Annotated in this window: 12 protein-coding genes; 9 read left to right on the forward strand and 3 right to left on the reverse strand. The window is 67.8% G+C overall.

Annotated features, from left to right (window positions below; genetic code table 11):
- Positions 1 to 23: 23 nt before the first annotated feature.
- Positions 24 to 1,001, forward strand: a complete 978-nt coding sequence (locus V5F84_RS06220; RefSeq protein ID WP_509277170.1) for a sulfotransferase domain-containing protein — start codon at positions 24 to 26, stop codon at positions 999 to 1,001.
- Here V5F84_RS06220 and V5F84_RS06225 read toward each other — a convergent pair.
- Together V5F84_RS06225 and V5F84_RS06230 are read right to left on the reverse strand one after the other, a co-directional pair.
- Positions 980 to 1,468, reverse strand: coding sequence for a GNAT family N-acetyltransferase (locus tag V5F84_RS06225; protein ID WP_394042302.1), 489 nt, complete (start codon positions 1,466 to 1,468; stop codon positions 980 to 982). The genes V5F84_RS06220 and V5F84_RS06225 overlap by 22 nt on opposite strands.
- Before the next feature lie 133 nt (positions 1,469 to 1,601).
- A complete protein-coding gene (locus tag V5F84_RS06230) occupies positions 1,602 to 2,762 on the reverse strand; it encodes a L,D-transpeptidase (RefSeq protein ID WP_394042300.1) in 1,161 nt (386 codons plus the stop codon).
- A gap of 425 nt (positions 2,763 to 3,187) precedes the next feature.
- On the opposite strand from V5F84_RS06230, the gene V5F84_RS06235 reads away from it, so the two are divergent.
- From V5F84_RS06235 to metH, 3 genes are all read left to right on the forward strand, one after another.
- Positions 3,188 to 4,207: an ArsR/SmtB family transcription factor gene (locus tag V5F84_RS06235; protein ID WP_394042298.1), complete on the forward strand. Its 1,020-nt coding sequence runs from the start codon at positions 3,188 to 3,190 to the stop codon at positions 4,205 to 4,207.
- Positions 4,207 to 5,130, forward strand: coding sequence for a methylenetetrahydrofolate reductase [NAD(P)H] (metF, locus tag V5F84_RS06240; RefSeq protein WP_394042296.1), 924 nt, complete (start codon positions 4,207 to 4,209; stop codon positions 5,128 to 5,130). The genes V5F84_RS06235 and metF overlap by 1 nt, the downstream gene beginning before the upstream one ends.
- A gap of 98 nt (positions 5,131 to 5,228) precedes the next feature.
- Entirely contained in the window at positions 5,229 to 8,960 is a 3,732-nt protein-coding gene (metH, locus tag V5F84_RS06245) for a methionine synthase (protein ID WP_394042294.1), read from the forward strand.
- 154 nt (positions 8,961 to 9,114) lie between these two features.
- On the opposite strand, the gene guaB is transcribed toward metH, so the two are convergent.
- On the reverse strand, positions 9,115 to 10,638 hold the full coding sequence (guaB, locus tag V5F84_RS06250; RefSeq protein ID WP_394042293.1) for an IMP dehydrogenase: 1,524 nt from the start codon (positions 10,636 to 10,638) through the stop codon (positions 9,115 to 9,117).
- 400 nt (positions 10,639 to 11,038) lie between these two features.
- On the opposite strand from guaB, the gene V5F84_RS06255 reads away from it, so the two are divergent.
- From V5F84_RS06255 to V5F84_RS06275, 5 genes are all read left to right on the forward strand, one after another.
- Positions 11,039 to 11,608: an NnrU family protein gene (locus V5F84_RS06255; protein ID WP_394042292.1), complete on the forward strand. Its 570-nt coding sequence runs from the start codon at positions 11,039 to 11,041 to the stop codon at positions 11,606 to 11,608.
- 73 nt (positions 11,609 to 11,681) lie between these two features.
- The gene (gene panB, locus V5F84_RS06260) at positions 11,682 to 12,509 is read left to right on the forward strand and encodes a 3-methyl-2-oxobutanoate hydroxymethyltransferase (protein ID WP_394042291.1); all 828 of its coding nucleotides are present in this window, start codon (positions 11,682 to 11,684) and stop codon (positions 12,507 to 12,509) included.
- Positions 12,506 to 13,405 carry a class D beta-lactamase gene (gene blaOXA / locus V5F84_RS06265; RefSeq protein WP_394042290.1) on the forward strand — a complete coding sequence of 300 codons (900 nt, stop codon included), beginning with the start codon at positions 12,506 to 12,508 and terminating at the stop codon, positions 13,403 to 13,405. The genes panB and blaOXA overlap by 4 nt, the downstream gene beginning before the upstream one ends.
- A gap of 7 nt (positions 13,406 to 13,412) precedes the next feature.
- Positions 13,413 to 14,615, forward strand: coding sequence for a benzoate/H(+) symporter BenE family transporter (locus V5F84_RS06270; protein WP_394042289.1), 1,203 nt, complete (start codon positions 13,413 to 13,415; stop codon positions 14,613 to 14,615).
- A gap of 120 nt (positions 14,616 to 14,735) precedes the next feature.
- On the forward strand, positions 14,736 to 15,557 hold the full coding sequence (locus V5F84_RS06275; RefSeq protein ID WP_394042288.1) for a tetratricopeptide repeat protein: 822 nt from the start codon (positions 14,736 to 14,738) through the stop codon (positions 15,555 to 15,557).
- Position 15,558: the final 1 nt, after the last annotated feature.

Consider the following 15,558-nt stretch of genomic DNA (forward strand, 5'->3'; position numbering starts at 1 on the left):
CGAAGGTTGCGCCGGACAAGCGGATGCACTGCTTGATATGTCAAATGCAGCCGCAGATACTCCCGCGCGGCGCGGCGCCTTCTGTCGTCCGGGAACGATGCAGGCGGCCGGCGGGCCGGTCATGCGCCTGTGCGCGCACGGTGGAGGTGCGGGTGTCTCAGATCGTTTCGGCTTTCGTGTGCGGCGTTCAAAAAGGCGGAACCACGAGTCTTTTTGAGTATTTGCGCGCGCATCCCGATCTGGCCGCCCCGAACCGAAAAGAACTTCATTTTTTCGACAACGAGACGATCGACTGGCGCCAGCCCGATTACGGCCTTCTGGACTCTGCATTTCCCCCCGCGGACGCGCGTCTGCGGTTCGAGGCGACGCCGATCTCCATATTCTGGCCGCCGGCGATGGCACGCATCCGGGCCTATAATCCGAAGGCGCAGCTGATCGTCCTGTTTCGCGATCCGTACGAGCGCGCCTGGTCCCATTGGTGCATGAACTATGCGGGCGGCCGGGAACACATGATGTTTGCCGAATCCATCCGGGAGGGGCGCGCCCGCTTGCCGGCGGATGCGCCGCTGGCGCGGGCATGGCGCGAGTTCAGCTATGTGGAGCGGGGCTATTATGCGTCCCAGGTGCGACGGGCGCTGGCGCATTTTCCCGCCGAGCAGCTGTTGTTCCTCCGCTCCCAGGACTTGGCCGAAGATCAAGACGCCACGCTGGCGCGCGTCGCCTCCTTTCTCGGCCTGAACGGGTTTCCGCCGATGGCCGCGAAGCGCGCCTGCGAGCGGCCGAAGATGACATGGCCCTGCCATCCCTCGGAGGCGGACCATGCGCTGATATCGGGCCTGCTGGCTCAGGAGCTGGAGGCGTTTGCGGACCTCACCGGGATCGACGTGTCGGGCTGGCCGGCGATGAAGCCCGCTTCCTCCGCCGCATCCGCGATCGGCGCCCTGGCCGGCGCGTGCGCCCCGCAGGCGCGGTGGCGATCTCAGGACAGCGGCAGGCAATAACGCACGAACGAATCCGCCGACGTGAACGAATCATAGAGGCGACGCGCCGTGGAATTGTTCGCCATGGTTTGCCAGTAAAGCTCGGTCCAGCCCTCGGCCCGTCCGCGCGTAACGAGATCCTGGATCAAGGCCCGGCCGACGCCCCCGCCGCGGACCGCCGGATCGACGAACAGATCTTCCAGATAGCAGCGCGGCCCGTGGCCCCAGGTGCCGGGATGCAGCACGCTGATGGCGAATCCCACCACTTCGCCCTCGCGCTCGGCGAGGCGGCAGGAGATGGGCGAGGCGGGATCGAGGATGCGCGCCCAGGTGTGCGCGGTGACATCCGGCGGCACGTCGGTTTCGTAGAAGGCCGTATAGCCCGCCCACAGATCGCGCCAGCGCGCTTCGTCGCCAGGAGCGGCATCGCGCAGGGTGATGGCGATCGGGGGGGAAGGCGGCTGCGTCAGGTCGTCGGTGTCGGCCATGCCCATTCCCCGTTCAGTGAAGCGCGCGGCCGGCGCGGGGCTCGGCCGGCAGGCTTGAGGTGTTACGGCGCACACAAAAGAAAAGCGCGCCGGAGGGGCGCGCTCTTCAGATCATTCAAGGCGACCGAGAGACTCAGTGGCTCTGCGAGTTGGACCCGGCATTGGCCTGCGCGCCGCCGGTCTTGGGCATGATGACCACCTTGGTGCCCACCTTCACCCGATCGAACAGATCTTCCACGTCCGCATTCAGCATGCGGAAGCAGCCGGAAGACACGAACTTGCCGATGGTTTGCGGCTCGTTGGTGCCGTGGATGCGATAGACGGTGCCGCCAAGATACAGCGTGCGTGCGCCGAGCGGATTGCCCGGGCCGCCGGCCATGAAGCGCGGCAGATACGGCTGACGGGTGATCATTTCCGCCGGCGGGCGCCAATCGGCCCATTCCGCCTTGCGGGTGATCTTCTCGGTGCCGGCCCAGGTGAAGCCGTCGCGGCCCACGCCGATGCCGTAGCGGATCGCCTTGCCGCCGCCCAGCACCAGATAGAGGTAGGTGTTCGGGGTATCGATCACCACCGTGCCGGCCGGCTGGGTGGTGACGTAATCGACGGTCTGGCGACGGAAGCGATCCGGCACCGGCTCGGTCGGATCCACGTTCTCGATGCGCGGGCCGGACGGGGCTTCCTGCGTGCCGGGAACAACGGCGGCGTTGGCGCCATAGACGCCGGACGGCGGGGCGCCGGCCGGAACCTGGCCGGGGGCGCCGTAAGACGCGGTCTGCGGCTGCACGTAGCCCTGCTGGGGCTGGACGTAGCCCTGCTGCGGCTGCGCATAACCCTGCTGAGGCTGCACATAGCCCTGCTGAAGCGCCTGCGCGCGCAACGCGTCCTGCTGCGCGGAGGTCGGCGGCTCGGCGGAAGCCTGGGGCTGCACGTAGCCTTGCGGCTGCTGGGCATAGCCGGGCTGCGGCTGCGCATAGCCCTGCGGCACGGACGAACCGTGCGCGCCCTGCGTGGCATAGCTGCCCTGGGGCGCAATCGAAATGGGCTGGTTGCTGGGCGCAGCGGCCTGAACGGGCGCGCCCTGCGAATAACCCTGCTGGTAACCTTGCTGCGGCGCGGGCTGGGCATAGCCGGGCGCGGAATAGGACGGGGCCTGGACACTGCCCGGCGGCGGCGCGATGGGCGCGCTCTGCACCGCGTCGCTGCGCGTCGCGGGACGGGCATAGGGGTCATTATAGCCGGGCACGCTTCCCGAAGGCTCGGGAGCAATGGCGCCCGTGGCGTCGTCTTCGTCCACCGCTGCCGCCGCGGGGACATAGTACTGGCTCTGAACGGGCTGAGCCTGTGCTGAGACAGCCAGGACGGAGATCCCAAGGGCGGAGAGGAGTGTGTTGCGCAGCGTCATGGGATTCGTTGTTAATCCTGAAACGTGACGAAATTGGAAACGGACGGAATTTTTTCACGTCATCGTCTTGCGAAGCTTGCACGCCGGGGCGCCAAGCGCCCATGCGATGAATCAAGCCCACTCGACCATGGCCCCCGCCGCTTCCATAACCACCTGAAGGCACCGAGTGTTCCCTTGATCTCGTAACGCTCGCCCGAGGGCGGTGCAACGCAAAGACGCGTCGGTCACCTAATCGTGGTGCAATCCTGATCTGCGTTGCAGAAGGGTAACGGTCGAGCCGCTTGAAAACGGCTTCGGATCAATATAAAGATATCTTTATGTCTTTAGTTGGCCACGATCTCACGGCGAAGCCGCTGCCTTACGCCGTCCTTCTCGAAGGGCTGAAGGCGGCCGGGGAGGACACGCGCCTGCGCCTGCTCGCCGTGCTCGGCGAGGCGGAATTGACCGTGTCCGACCTCACCGAGATTCTCGGCCAGTCCCAGCCGCGCATTTCGCGCCATCTCAAGCTGCTGGCGGATGCCGGGCTGGTGGAGCGGCACCGCGAGGCCAGCTGGATGTTCTATCGCCGCGCCGCGGAAGGGCCGGGGGCGCATCTCGCCGGCATCCTGCTCCAGTTGCTCGACCCGCAGGACGATGTGGCGCGGCGCGATCTCGAACGCCTCGCCGAGGTGCGGGCCGCCCGCGCCCAGGCGGCACAGACCTATTTCGCCGCCCACGCCGCCCAATGGGATGCCATCCGCAGCCTTCATGTGCCCGAGACGGCGGTGGAGGCGGCGGTGCGCGAGGCCTTGTCCGGCCGCCCGATCGACGCGCTGCTGGATCTCGGCACCGGCACCGGCCGCATGCTGGAGCTGTTTGCGCCCGAGATCGGTCGCGGCGTGGGCGTCGATCTCTCTCCCGACATGTTGGGCATCGCGCGCGCCCATCTGGAGCAGGCGGGCATCCGCAATTGCTCGGTCCGCCAGGGGGACATCTACAATCTCGCCATGCCGCGCGAGAGCTTCGATGCCATCATCATCCACCAGGTGCTGCACTTCCTGGACGATGCCGGCCGCGCGGTGCGCGAGGCCGCGCGCCTGCTGCGGCCCGGCGGGCGCCTGCTGGTGATCGATTTTGCGCCGCACGACCTGGAATTCCTGCGCGAGGCCCATGCCCACCGTCGCCTCGGCTTCTCCGCCGAGGCGGTGGAGAATTGGCTGGCCCAGGCCGGGCTGGTTCCGACCCTGCATCGCCTGCTCGCCCCCGAGCGGAGCGGCGGCGATGCGCTGACGGTATCCTTATGGCTTGCCCGCGACCCGCGCGTCGCCGAAGCCCAAGAACAGAGGGAGGTTGCGTGATGGCCGGGCCGATCCGTGCGAGCCGGGAAATTGGCAAGGCGCCGGTGGGCGTCTCGTTCGAATTCTTCCCGCCGAAGAGCGAGGAGATGGAGCGCAACCTGTGGGCCAGCGTGGCGCGCCTTGCGCCGCTCGCGCCGCGCTTCGTCTCCGTGACCTATGGGGCCGGCGGCTCCACGCGGGAGCGGACCCATGCCACCGTCGAGCGCCTCGTGCGCGAGACCGACCTGTCCCCCGCCGCCCATCTCACCTGCGTCGCCGCTTCCCGCGCGGAGATCGACGATGTGATCCGCTCCTATGCCAAGGCCGGCGTGAAGCACATCGTCGCCCTGCGCGGCGATCCCACGAGCGGCGTCGGGACGACGTACGAGCCCCATCCCGACGGCTACGCCCATGCCTGCGACCTCGTGGCGGGGATCCGCAGGCTCGGGGATTTCGAGGTTTCGGTCTCGGCCTATCCCGAGAAGCATCCCGAGAGCCCGAACATCGATGCCGACATCGATTATCTGAAGGAAAAGGTGGACAATGGGGCGACCCGCGCCATCACCCAGTTCTTCTTCGATAACGACGTCTATTTCCGCTATCTGGACAAGGTACGCGCGCGCGGCATCGATATTCCGATCCTGCCCGGCATCCTGCCGGTGACCAATTTCAAGCAGGCCGCCAACTTCGCCGCGCGCACCGGCGCCAGCGTGCCGGACTGGCTCGCCAAGCGCTTCGAGGGCCTCGACAACGATCCCGAGACGCGCAAGCTGATCGCGGCGGCCGTGGCGGCCGAGCAGGCGACCGATCTGGTTGATCGCGGCGCCGGCGATATCCATTTCTACACCTTGAACCGCGCCGATCTGGTCTATGCCATCTGCCACCTGCTCGGCGTGCGGGCGAAGGAGACCGAGGCGGCGCCTGCGCAGGCCGTCGCGGTCTGAGATTTCCTCTCTAAGTCGGCGGCGGTGCCGCCTTCGCGGTCCGGGCCGCCGACCCCGGTAGACGATCAACGCCCCTCAGACGGGATCAGTGGTGCACCATGACCGACACCCGAAACGAAACCACCGCCGCCCTCCATGCCGCCGCGCGCGAGCGCATCCTGGTGCTGGACGGGGCCATGGGCACCATGATCCAGGGCCTGAAGCTGGACGAGGCCGGCTATCGCGGCGCGCGCTTCGCCGCCTGGCCGCGGGACGTGAAGGGCAATAACGACCTGCTGAACCTCACCCGGCAGGACGACGTGCGCGCCATCCACCTGAAGTATTTCATGGCCGGCGCCGACATCGTCGAAACCAACACCTTCTCCTCCACCACCATCGCCCAGGCCGATTACGGCATGGAGGAGATCGCCTACGAACTGAACGTGGAGGGCGCGCGCCTCGCCAAGGAAGCGGCAAAGCAGGCGCAGGAACTGGACGGCCGCCGCCGCTTCGTCGCCGGCGCCATCGGGCCCACCAACCGCACCGCCTCCATCTCGCCGGACGTGAACGATCCCGGCTTCCGGGCCACCTCGTTCGACGAACTCGCCGTCGCTTACGGCGAGCAGGCGCGCGGCCTGCTGGACGGCGGCGCCGACCTGCTGCTGATCGAGACCATCTTCGACACGCTGAACGCCAAGGCCGCGATCTTCGCCATCGAGGGGCTGTTCGACGAACTGGGGTATCGCGTGCCGGTGATGATCTCCGGCACCATCACGGACCTCTCCGGGCGCACGCTCTCCGGCCAGACGCCAGCCGCCTTCTGGTATTCGCTGCGCCACGCCCAGCCGTTCTCCATCGGCCTCAATTGCGCCCTTGGTGCCAAGGAGATGCGCGGCCATATCGCCGAGATCGGCAAGGTGGCGGACACGCTGGTATGCGCCTATCCCAATGCCGGCCTGCCGAACGAATTCGGCATGTATGACGAGAGCCCCGAGGCCATGGCGGCCCTGGTGGGCGAGTTCGCCGCCTCGGGCCTCGTCAATATCGTCGGCGGCTGCTGCGGCACCACGCCGGACCATATCGCCGCCGTGGCGAAGGCGGTCTCCGTCCACAAGCCGCGCGCGGTGCCGGAATTGCCGCCCATGCTGCGGCTTTCGGGCCTGGAGCCGTTCGAGCTGACGCCGCAGATCCCATTCGTGAACGTGGGCGAACGCACCAATGTCACGGGCTCGGCCCGCTTCCGCAAGCTGATCACCAACGGCGATTTCCCCGCCGCGCTCGATGTCGCGCGCGACCAGGTGGAAAACGGCGCGCAGGTGATCGACATCAACATGGACGAGGGCCTGCTGGACAGCCAGAAGGCCATGGTCACCTTCCTCAACCTCGTTGCCGCCGAGCCCGACATCTCCCGCGTGCCGGTGATGGTGGACAGCTCGAAGTGGGCGATCATCGAGGCCGGGCTGAAGTGCATCCAGGGCAAGGGAATCGTGAACTCCATCTCCATGAAGGAGGGGGAGGACGCCTTCCGCGCCCAGGCGCGCCTCGTGCGCCGCTACGGCGCCGCCGTGGTGGTGATGGCGTTCGACGAGCAGGGGCAGGCCGATACGTTCGAGCGCAAGACGCAGATCTGCGCCCGCGCCTACAAGATCCTCACCGAGGAACTGGGCTTCCCGCCCGAGGACATCATCTTCGATCCCAACATCTTCGCGGTCGCCACCGGCATCGAGGAGCACGCGCCCTATGGCGTGTATTTCATCGAGGCCACGCGCTGGATCCGCGAGCACCTGCCCCACGCCCATATTTCGGGCGGCGTCTCGAACCTGTCCTTCTCGTTCCGCGGCAACGAGCCGGTGCGCGAGGCCATGCACGCCGTGTTCCTCTACCACGCCATCAAGGCGGGCATGGACATGGGCATCGTCAATGCCGGCCAGCTCGCGGTCTATGACGAAATCCCCGCCGAGCTGCGCGAAGCGTGCGAGGACGTGGTTCTGAACCGCGATGCCGATGCCACCGAGCGCCTGCTGACCCTCGCCGAAGGCTTCAAGGGCGGCGCCGGCAAGGAAAAGAAGGAAGCCGATCTCGCCTGGCGCACCTGGCCGGTGGACAAGCGCCTCGCCCATGCGCTGATCAACGGCATCACCGAATTCGTCGACGCCGACACCGAGGAAGCGCGCCAGCAGGTGGCGCGTCCGCTGCATGTCATCGAGGGCCCGCTGATGGCTGGCATGAACGTGGTCGGCGACCTGTTCGGCGCCGGCAAGATGTTCCTGCCCCAGGTGGTGAAGTCCGCCCGCGTGATGAAGCAGGCGGTGGCCTATCTCATGCCCTTCATGGAGCAGGAGAAGCTGGACAACGGCACCACCGAATCCTCCTCCGCCGGCAAGATCCTGATGGCGACGGTGAAGGGCGACGTGCACGACATCGGCAAGAACATCGTCGGCGTCGTACTGCAGTGCAACAATTTCGAGGTCATCGACCTCGGCGTCATGGTGCCCACCGCCAAGATCCTGGAAACCGCCAAGCGCGAGAATGTGGACGTCATCGGCCTGTCCGGCCTCATCACCCCGTCGCTGGACGAGATGGTCTCCGTCGCCTCCGAGATGGAGCGCGAGGGCTTCGTGGTGCCGCTGCTGATCGGCGGCGCCACCACCTCGCGCGTCCATACGGCGGTGAAGATCGCCCCGCAATATGAGCGCGGGCAGGCGGTCTATGTCACCGATGCGAGCCGCGCCGTCGGCGTGGTGGCGAACCTGCTCAACCCCGAGACGCGCGCCTCCTACATGGCCGACGTGAAGGCGGAATATGTGAAGCTGGCGGATGCCCACGCCCGCGCGGATGCCGCCAAGCAGCGCGTCCCGCTGGCAAAGGCGCGGGACAACGGGCTGAAGCTCGATTTCTCGACCTATCTGCCGCCAAAGCCCACCTTCCTCGGCACCCGCGTGTTCGAAGACCACGACCTCGCCGACCTCGTTCCGTTCATCGACTGGACGCCGTTCTTTCAATCCTGGGAATTGTCCGGCCGCTATCCGGCGATCCTGGAAGATCCCGTGATCGGCGAGCCGGCGCGCAACCTGTTCAAGGATGCGCAGGCCATGCTGGCCCAGATGGTGGAAGAAAAGTGGGTGACGGCGAAGGCGGTGGTGGGCTTCTGGCCCGCCAACAGCATCGGCGACGACATCGTGCTGTTCCGCGACGACACCCGCAAAACCCCGCTCGCCACCTTGCACACCCTGCGCCAGCAATTGGCCCGGCGCGAGGGCCGCTTCAATCTGGCGCTCTCGGATTTCGTCGCACCGCTGGAAACCGGCGTGCCGGATTATGTGGGCGGCTTTGCCGTCACCACCGGCTTCGGCGAGCAGGCGCGTTCCGATGCCTTCAAGCACGCCAACGACGATTATTCCGCCATCCTGGTGAAGGCCCTGGCGGACCGGCTGGCGGAGGCCTTCGCCGAGCGGATGCACCATCTGGTGCGCACCCAGTTCTGGGCCTATGCTCCGGAGGAGGGGCTCTCCACGGATGACATCATCCTGGAGAAATACCGCGGCATCCGTCCCGCGCCGGGCTATCCCGCCCAGCCCGACCACACCGAGAAGGGAACGCTGTTCTCCATCCTCGACGCGGAAAGCCGCATCGGCCTGGAATTGACCGAGAGCTACGCCATGTGGCCGGGGGCCGCGGTCTCGGGGCTGTATTTCTCCCATCCCGAGAGCGCCTATTTCGGCGTCGGCCGGATCGAGCGCGACCAGGTGGAGGATTATGCCGCCCGCAAGGGCTGGAGCGTGGAGGAGGGCGAGCGCTGGCTCGCGCCGATCCTCAATTACGATCCGGCCCGGCGCGAAGCGGCGGAATAGAGGCGGCGCGCGGATTAAGGCACGGGCAGCCGTCCGCGCCTTCAGCCCGCGCAATCGCGCAACAAAAAAAAGCCGAGGCATGCAGCCTCGGCTTTTTTCGATCCGCAAGCCTGATCGCTGACGCGGCGGGTCCGTCCGCGCGAGCGCTGGTCCCTCAGATCCCGCTCATGGGATAGTTCGGGCTCTCGCGGGTGATGGTCACGTCGTGGACGTGGCTTTCGCGCAGGCCGGCGGAGGAGATGCGCACGAAGCGCGCCTTCTCGCGGAATTCGGCCAGGTCCGCGCCGCCCACATAGCCCATGGCCGCCCGCAGGCCGCCGGAGAGCTGGTGCAGCACGGCCGAAACCGGGCCCTTGTAGGCGACCTGGCCCTCGATGCCTTCCGGAACCAGCTTCAGCGTGTCGCGCACTTCCGCCTGGAAATAGCGATCCGCCGAGCCGCGCGACATGGCGCCCACCGAGCCCATGCCGCGGTAGGATTTGTACGAGCGGCCCTGGAACAGGAACACTTCGCCCGGGCTCTCGTCCGTGCCGGCGAGCAGCGAGCCGATCATGGCGCAGGAGGCGCCGGCGGCGAGCGCCTTGGCGAGGTCGCCGGAATATTTGATGCCGCCGTCGGCGATCACCGGGGTGTTGGTGGCCTGGGCGGCCTCCACCGCGTCCATCACGGCGGTAAGCTGGGGCACGCCCACGCCGGCGACGATGCGGGTGGTGCAGATGGAGCCCGGGCCGATGCCCACCTTGATGGCATCCGCGCCGGCGTCGATCAGCGCCTTGGCGCCGTCGGCGGTGGCGATGTTGCCGGCCAGGATCTGGGTCTTGTTGGACAGGCGCTTGATGCGCTCCACCTGGTCCAGCACCTTGCGGGAATGGCCGTGGGCGGTATCCACCACCACGAGATCCACGCCGGCGTCGATCAGGCGCTCGGTGCGCTCGTAGCCGTCCTCGCCCACCGTGGTGGCGGCGGCGACGCGCAGGCGGCCCTGCTCGTCCTTGGCGGCATTGGGATTGGCGACCGCCTTTTCGATGTCCTTCACCGTGATCAGGCCGACGCAGCGATACTCATTGTCCACCACCAGCAGCTTCTCGATGCGGTGGTGATGCAGCAGGCGCTTGGCTTCGCTCTGGTCGACGCTCTCATCCACGGTGATGAGCTTGTCCTTGGTCATCAGCTCGGCGACCCGCTGGGTGGGGTCGGTGGCGAATCGCACATCGCGGTTGGTGAGGATGCCGACCAGCTTGCCGCCGCGCCCGTTGGAGCCGCGTTCCACCACCGGGATGCCGGAGATGGAATAGCGCTTCATCAGGGCCAGGGCGTCGGCGAGCGTATCGTCCGGGTGGATGGTGACGGGGTTCACCACCATGCCCGATTCGAACTTCTTCACCTGCCGCACATGCTCGGCCTGGATTTCCGGCGTGAGGTTGCGGTGAATGACGCCGATGCCGCCGGCCTGGGCCATGGCGATGGCGAGGCGCGATTCGGTCACCGTATCCATCGCGGCGGAGAGGATCGGGATGTTGAGGGTGATGGTGGAGGTGAGGCGGCTGATCAGCTTCACATCGCCGGGCATGACTTCCGACGGGCCGGGCAGCAGCAGCACGTCGTCGAAGGTCAGCGCTTCGCGAAAGGGCGAACCGGAAATGGGGTGGATCGAGCGGGGCACGCTGGGCGACGACATGGCCAACTCCTTGATATGAGCGCGGCCGAAGGTCGGCCGGGAAGAAGGAAACGCGGCGGAAGAGCTCGTCCCGGCTGCGTTATCGAGTTGGCGGTGGCGCATACCATGGCCGGGCGACGAATCAAAGACCCGCCGACACGCTTCCCCCATGCGTCCGGCGCAGGGGCGCCCTGCGAAGTGCCGTCGCTGGTGGCCCGCGCCGCGCGCCGGCTCGGCCCGGATGCGAAACATTTAAAATATACATAGCAATATCAATATCTTATATGTATAAGCTGCGACCAATTCCTGATCGACATTTCCTCGCCATGCTCTAATGTCGCCTCGCCCCGCGCAAAGGCACGTCCGTGTGAGCGGCCGTGCCCTGCGGTGGAGCGAGGGTGTCGGGCAAGGAAATGCGCGCATGTACATGATGCTGTTCGGGCTCGTCCTGTTGCTGGGCGTCCATGTGCTGATCAGCTTGAGGGGCGCGCGGGCGCATCTGATCGCCCGCCTCGGCGAGGGGCAGTACAAGGGCTTCTTCTCGCTCGTGGCGGTGAGCGGCCTGCTGCTCACGGCCTATGGATTTGCCCTGTGGCGGGCGGCCGGCTCGGCGCCGGTGTGGGATCCCCCGGCGTTCATGCGCCATATCACCATGCTTTTGATGCTGTTCGCCGCCATCGCCGGGGTCGCGGCCTATGTGCCGAGCCACATCAAGGCGAAGCTCAAGCATCCGCTGCTGGTGGCGGTGAAGATCTGGGCGCTGGCCCACCTGCTGGCCAATGGCGATATCGCCTCGATCGTCCTGTTCGGCTCCGTGCTCGCCTGGGCGGTCTATGACCGCATCTCGCTGAAGCGCCGGGGCGATCCGCTCCCGGTGGCGCCGCAAGGCTATCGCGGAGACGTGCTGGCGGTGGCCGGCGGGCTGGTCGCCTATCTCCTGCTGGCCTTCCTCTTCCATCCCTATGTCGTCGGCGTGCCCGTCATGGGCTGACTTTTCGGACGGAGCCATGCGCCGGGTTCCCGTCCAACCAGACTTCAAGCAAAAACATACCGAGGAACGCGTCATGTCCATCCAAGCCGACGCCAAGCGCGTCACCGCGCCGGAAATCTTCGCGCGCAAGGGCGGGGACCCCATCGTCAGCCTGACGTCCTATCACGCCCATACCGCCCAGCTGCTGGATCGCCATGTGGATGTGATCCTCGTCGGCGACAGCCTGGGCATGGTGATGCACGGGCTGGAAACCACCGTTCCCGTGACGGTGGAGATGATGATCGTGCATGGCCGTGCCGTGGTGCGCGGCACCAAGCGGGCGCTGATCGTCGTGGACCTGCCGTTCGGCAGCTATGAGGCGAGCCCGGTGGAGGCGTTCCATACCGCCGCCCGCGTGCTCAAGGAGACCGGCGCCGGGGCGGTGAAGCTGGAAGGCGGCGTGCGCATGGCGGAGACCGTGCGTTTCCTGGTGGATCGCGGCGTGCCGGTGATGGGCCATGTGGGCCTGACCCCCCAGGCGATCAACACGCTCGGCTCGTTCAAGGCCCGCGGCCGCGACGATGCGGAGGCCGCCGCCATCGTGGAGGACGCCCGCGCGGTATCGGAGGCCGGCGCTTTCGCCATCGTGCTGGAGGCCATGGCCGAGCCGGTGGCCCGCCGCATCACGCAGGAGATCGCGACGCCGACCATCGGCATCGGCGGCAGCCCGGCGTGCGACGGCCAGATCCTGGTGCTGGAAGACATGCTCGGCCTTGGGCAGCGGGTGCCGAAGTTCGTGAAGAAATATGCCGAGCTGGGCCCCGCCATCGAGCAGGCGGTGGCCAGTTATGCCGACGAGGTCAGGGCGCGCACCTTCCCCGGGCCCGAGCACACCTATGCGCCCAGGGTGCCGAAGGCGTGAGCCGGCCAGCGGACGGTATCGCAGCCTTCCTTATTGAAAACCCTGCGCGCGGCCTGTTCCGTGCGTGGGGGCGGCGCGCGCTGGCCATGCTCGGCCTGTTTCTGGTCGCGGCGCTGGCGCTCGCCCGTCCCGCCGCGGCGGCGGAGGATTGCCTTCTCGTTACCGAGCTGAAAACCGCCCAGGTGGTGGCGAAGCAGGGGCTGTGCGCAAGCCGGCATTCTCCCGCCTCCACCTTCAAGATCGCCCTGGCGCTGATGGGCTATGACAGCGGCATCCTGAAGAGCGCGACGGCGCCGGTGTTCACCACCGAGCCGGGGCTCGCGGAGGGCGAGGGGGCGCAGAAGGAGACCTGGGCCGGCCCGCAGACGCCGCAGAGCTGGATGAAGAATTCCGTCGTCTGGTATTCCCAGGTGCTGACCCGCAATCTCGGGGCGGAAAGATTCGCCGGCTATGTGAAGGCGTTCGCCTACGGCAATGAGAATCTCTCCGGCGATCCGGGCAAGGACAACGGCCTGATTCGCGCATGGCTGTCCTCCTCGCTCCAGATCTCGCCCCGCGAGCAGGTCGATTTCCTGCGCAAGATGCTGAAGGGCGAGCTGCCCGTCAGCGCCGATGCGGTGGACAAGACCGTCGCCCTGCTGAAGCTGCCCGAGGAGCCGGCCGGCTATTTGCTCTACGGCAAGACGGGGTCGGGATTCCTTCAGCTCAATGACGGGTCGCTCGACCGCACGCGCCCGCTCGGCTGGTTTGTCGGCTGGGCGGAGAAGGGCGGACGGACCTTCGTCTTCGTGCGCTTCATGTCGCTCGATTTCGCGGTGGACGAGCCGCTCGGGCTGCGGGCGCGGCGACAGGCGCTGATGGCGCTGGAGCCCGTCCTTCGGGCTCAGGATCGCTGAGGCCGCCGTGGACGCGCCCGCTCAAACCCAGCCGCACGGGCAAGGCGAAGGACCGGTGCTTCGCCTGTCGGTGGTGATCGCCGCGCTCGTGGCGGCGCTGGTGGGGTTCGGCGGCACGGTGCCGCTGGTTCTTTCGGCGGCGGCGGTGCTGGGGGCGACCTCCGCGCAGACCGCCTCCTGGGTTGCCGCCGTGTGCCTTGGGGCGGCGGGAAGCACGCTCTATCTCAGCCTGCGGCACCGCATGCCCATCGTCACCGCCTGGTCGACGCCGGGAGCCGCGCTGATCGCCGGCTTTGGGGCCGGCATCGGCATGCAGGCGGCGGTGGGCGCCTTTCTGCTGGCGGCGGTGCTGGTGATGCTGTGCGCCGCCATCCGTCCGCTCGGGCGCCTCGTCGCGCGGATCCCCGTGAGCGTGGCGGCGGCGATGCTGGCCGGCGTGCTGGCGCGTTTCGTCATGGCGGTGGCCGATCATGCGGCGGCGAGCCCGGCCCTGGTGCTGCCGCTGCTGGCGCTGTTCTTCCTGGTGCGGCTGTTCTCGCCGAGCTGGGCGGTGCTGGCGGTGCTCGTAGCCGGCGGCGCAGGCGTGTTCGCCTTCGGCCTCAATACGCCGCTCACCGGCGGCTGGGAAATGCCGCAGCTCACCCTCGTCTGGCCGGTGTTCGACCCCGCCGTGATGCTGGGGCTCGGCGTGCCCCTGTTCCTCGTCAGCATGGCGGCGCAGAACCTGCCCGGCTTCGCGGTGCTGCGGGCCTCGGGCTATCAGCCGCCGACCGGCTCGATCCTCGCGGCGACGGGCCTCGCCTCGCTGATCCTGGCGCCGGTCGGCTCCCATTCGGTGACACTGTCCGCCATCACGGCGGCGATCTGTACCGGCAAGGACGCCCATCCCGATCCCGCGAAGCGCTTCCTCACCGGGCCGTTCTACGCGCTGTTCTATTTTCTCCTGGCCGGGTTCGGCGCCACCATGGTGGCGGTGTTCGCGGCCCTGCCGCCGGCCTTGATCGCGACCATCGCGGGGCTTGCGCTCCTGTCCCCTCTTACCGGCGCGCTCACGGCCGCGCTCGCGGAGGAAAAGGGGCGGATCGCGGCGGTCGCGACCTTCACCACCACCGTGTCGGGGGTCTCGGCCTTCGGTCTCGGGGCGCCGGTCTGGGGGCTCCTGGCGGGGCTGCTCCTGCTGCTTCTGGATCATCTGCGGGCAAAACTTTAGCCGCACCGGGGTCCCGCCGCCCGGAAGGGTTTGCCACGATGCAGCCGCATGGCTAGTTTACGCGCCCTTGGCCTGGGCTTTGTCCGGGCCGTTTCGGCGCGTGCCTGTTGCGGACCATTCATGACCGACATTTTCCACGAGATCGAAGAAGACCTGCGGCGCGACCGGCTGCGCCGGCTCTGGGACCGCTTCGGCATTTATTTCATCCTTCTGGTGGTCGCGATCATCGCCGCCGCCGGCGCCTATAGCGCCTATCGCTATTACAGCCTCCAGAAGGCGCAGGCCGCCGGCGCCCGTTACGAGGCGGCCAGCACCCTCGCCGACGATGGCAAGGCCGCCGAGGCACAAGCCGCCTTCGAGGCGCTGGCCAAGGACGGGCCGGCCGGTTATCGCACCCTGGCGCGGTTCCGCGCGGCGGGCGAACTCGGCGCCAAGGACAAGGCGGCCGGGGTCGCCGCCTTCATGGCGCTCGCCAATGACGGCACCCTGTCGCCGGTGCTGCGCGACCTTGCGAGCGTGCGCGCCTCCCTTCTGCTGGTGGACACGGCCCCGCTGGCCGAGATCAAGGCGCAGCTCCAGCCGCTCGCCGACGGCACGGGCGGGCTGCGCCATTCGGCGCGCGAACTGCTCGCTTTGGCGCAGTTCAAGGCCGGCAATCTGGCCGACGCCAACAAGACCGCCCAGCAGGCCATCGACGATCCGGAAGTGCCGCTCGGCGTGCGCAACCGCATGGAGTTGATCCGCACCCTCACCGCTGCTGCCGCCCAGCCGGCGCCGGCTTCGGAAGCCGCGGCCGCGGCAGCCGAGGCGAAGGCCAAGGAGGCTCCGGCCGCCGTTCCGGCTCTGGCCGCGCCGGCATCTCCCGCCCCGTCCGCATCGGCGCCCGCCGCACCTTCCGCCGCCGGTCCCGGCCCGGCGGAAAGCGGCGGCCCCACGAAATGAG

Source organism: Roseixanthobacter liquoris, from assembly GCF_043195135.2.
Classification (GTDB): domain Bacteria; phylum Pseudomonadota; class Alphaproteobacteria; order Rhizobiales; family Xanthobacteraceae; genus NCEH01.

Coding starts and splice junctions, on each gene's coding strand:
- metH (WP_394042294.1), top strand. CDS start 5,229: ATGACCGACACCCGAAACGAAACCACCGCCGCCCTCCATGCCGCCGCG.
- panB (WP_394042291.1), top strand. CDS start 11,682: ATGTCCATCCAAGCCGACGCCAAGCGCGTCACCGCGCCGGAAATCTTC.
- V5F84_RS06220 (WP_509277170.1), top strand. CDS start 24: ATGCACTGCTTGATATGTCAAATGCAGCCGCAGATACTCCCGCGCGGC.
- V5F84_RS06275 (WP_394042288.1), top strand. CDS start 14,736: ATGACCGACATTTTCCACGAGATCGAAGAAGACCTGCGGCGCGACCGG.
- metF (WP_394042296.1), top strand. CDS start 4,207: ATGGCCGGGCCGATCCGTGCGAGCCGGGAAATTGGCAAGGCGCCGGTG.
- V5F84_RS06255 (WP_394042292.1), top strand. CDS start 11,039: ATGTACATGATGCTGTTCGGGCTCGTCCTGTTGCTGGGCGTCCATGTG.
- V5F84_RS06225 (WP_394042302.1), bottom strand. CDS start 1,468: ATGGCCGACACCGACGACCTGACGCAGCCGCCTTCCCCCCCGATCGCC.
- guaB (WP_394042293.1), bottom strand. CDS start 10,638: ATGTCGTCGCCCAGCGTGCCCCGCTCGATCCACCCCATTTCCGGTTCG.
- V5F84_RS06235 (WP_394042298.1), top strand. CDS start 3,188: ATGTCTTTAGTTGGCCACGATCTCACGGCGAAGCCGCTGCCTTACGCC.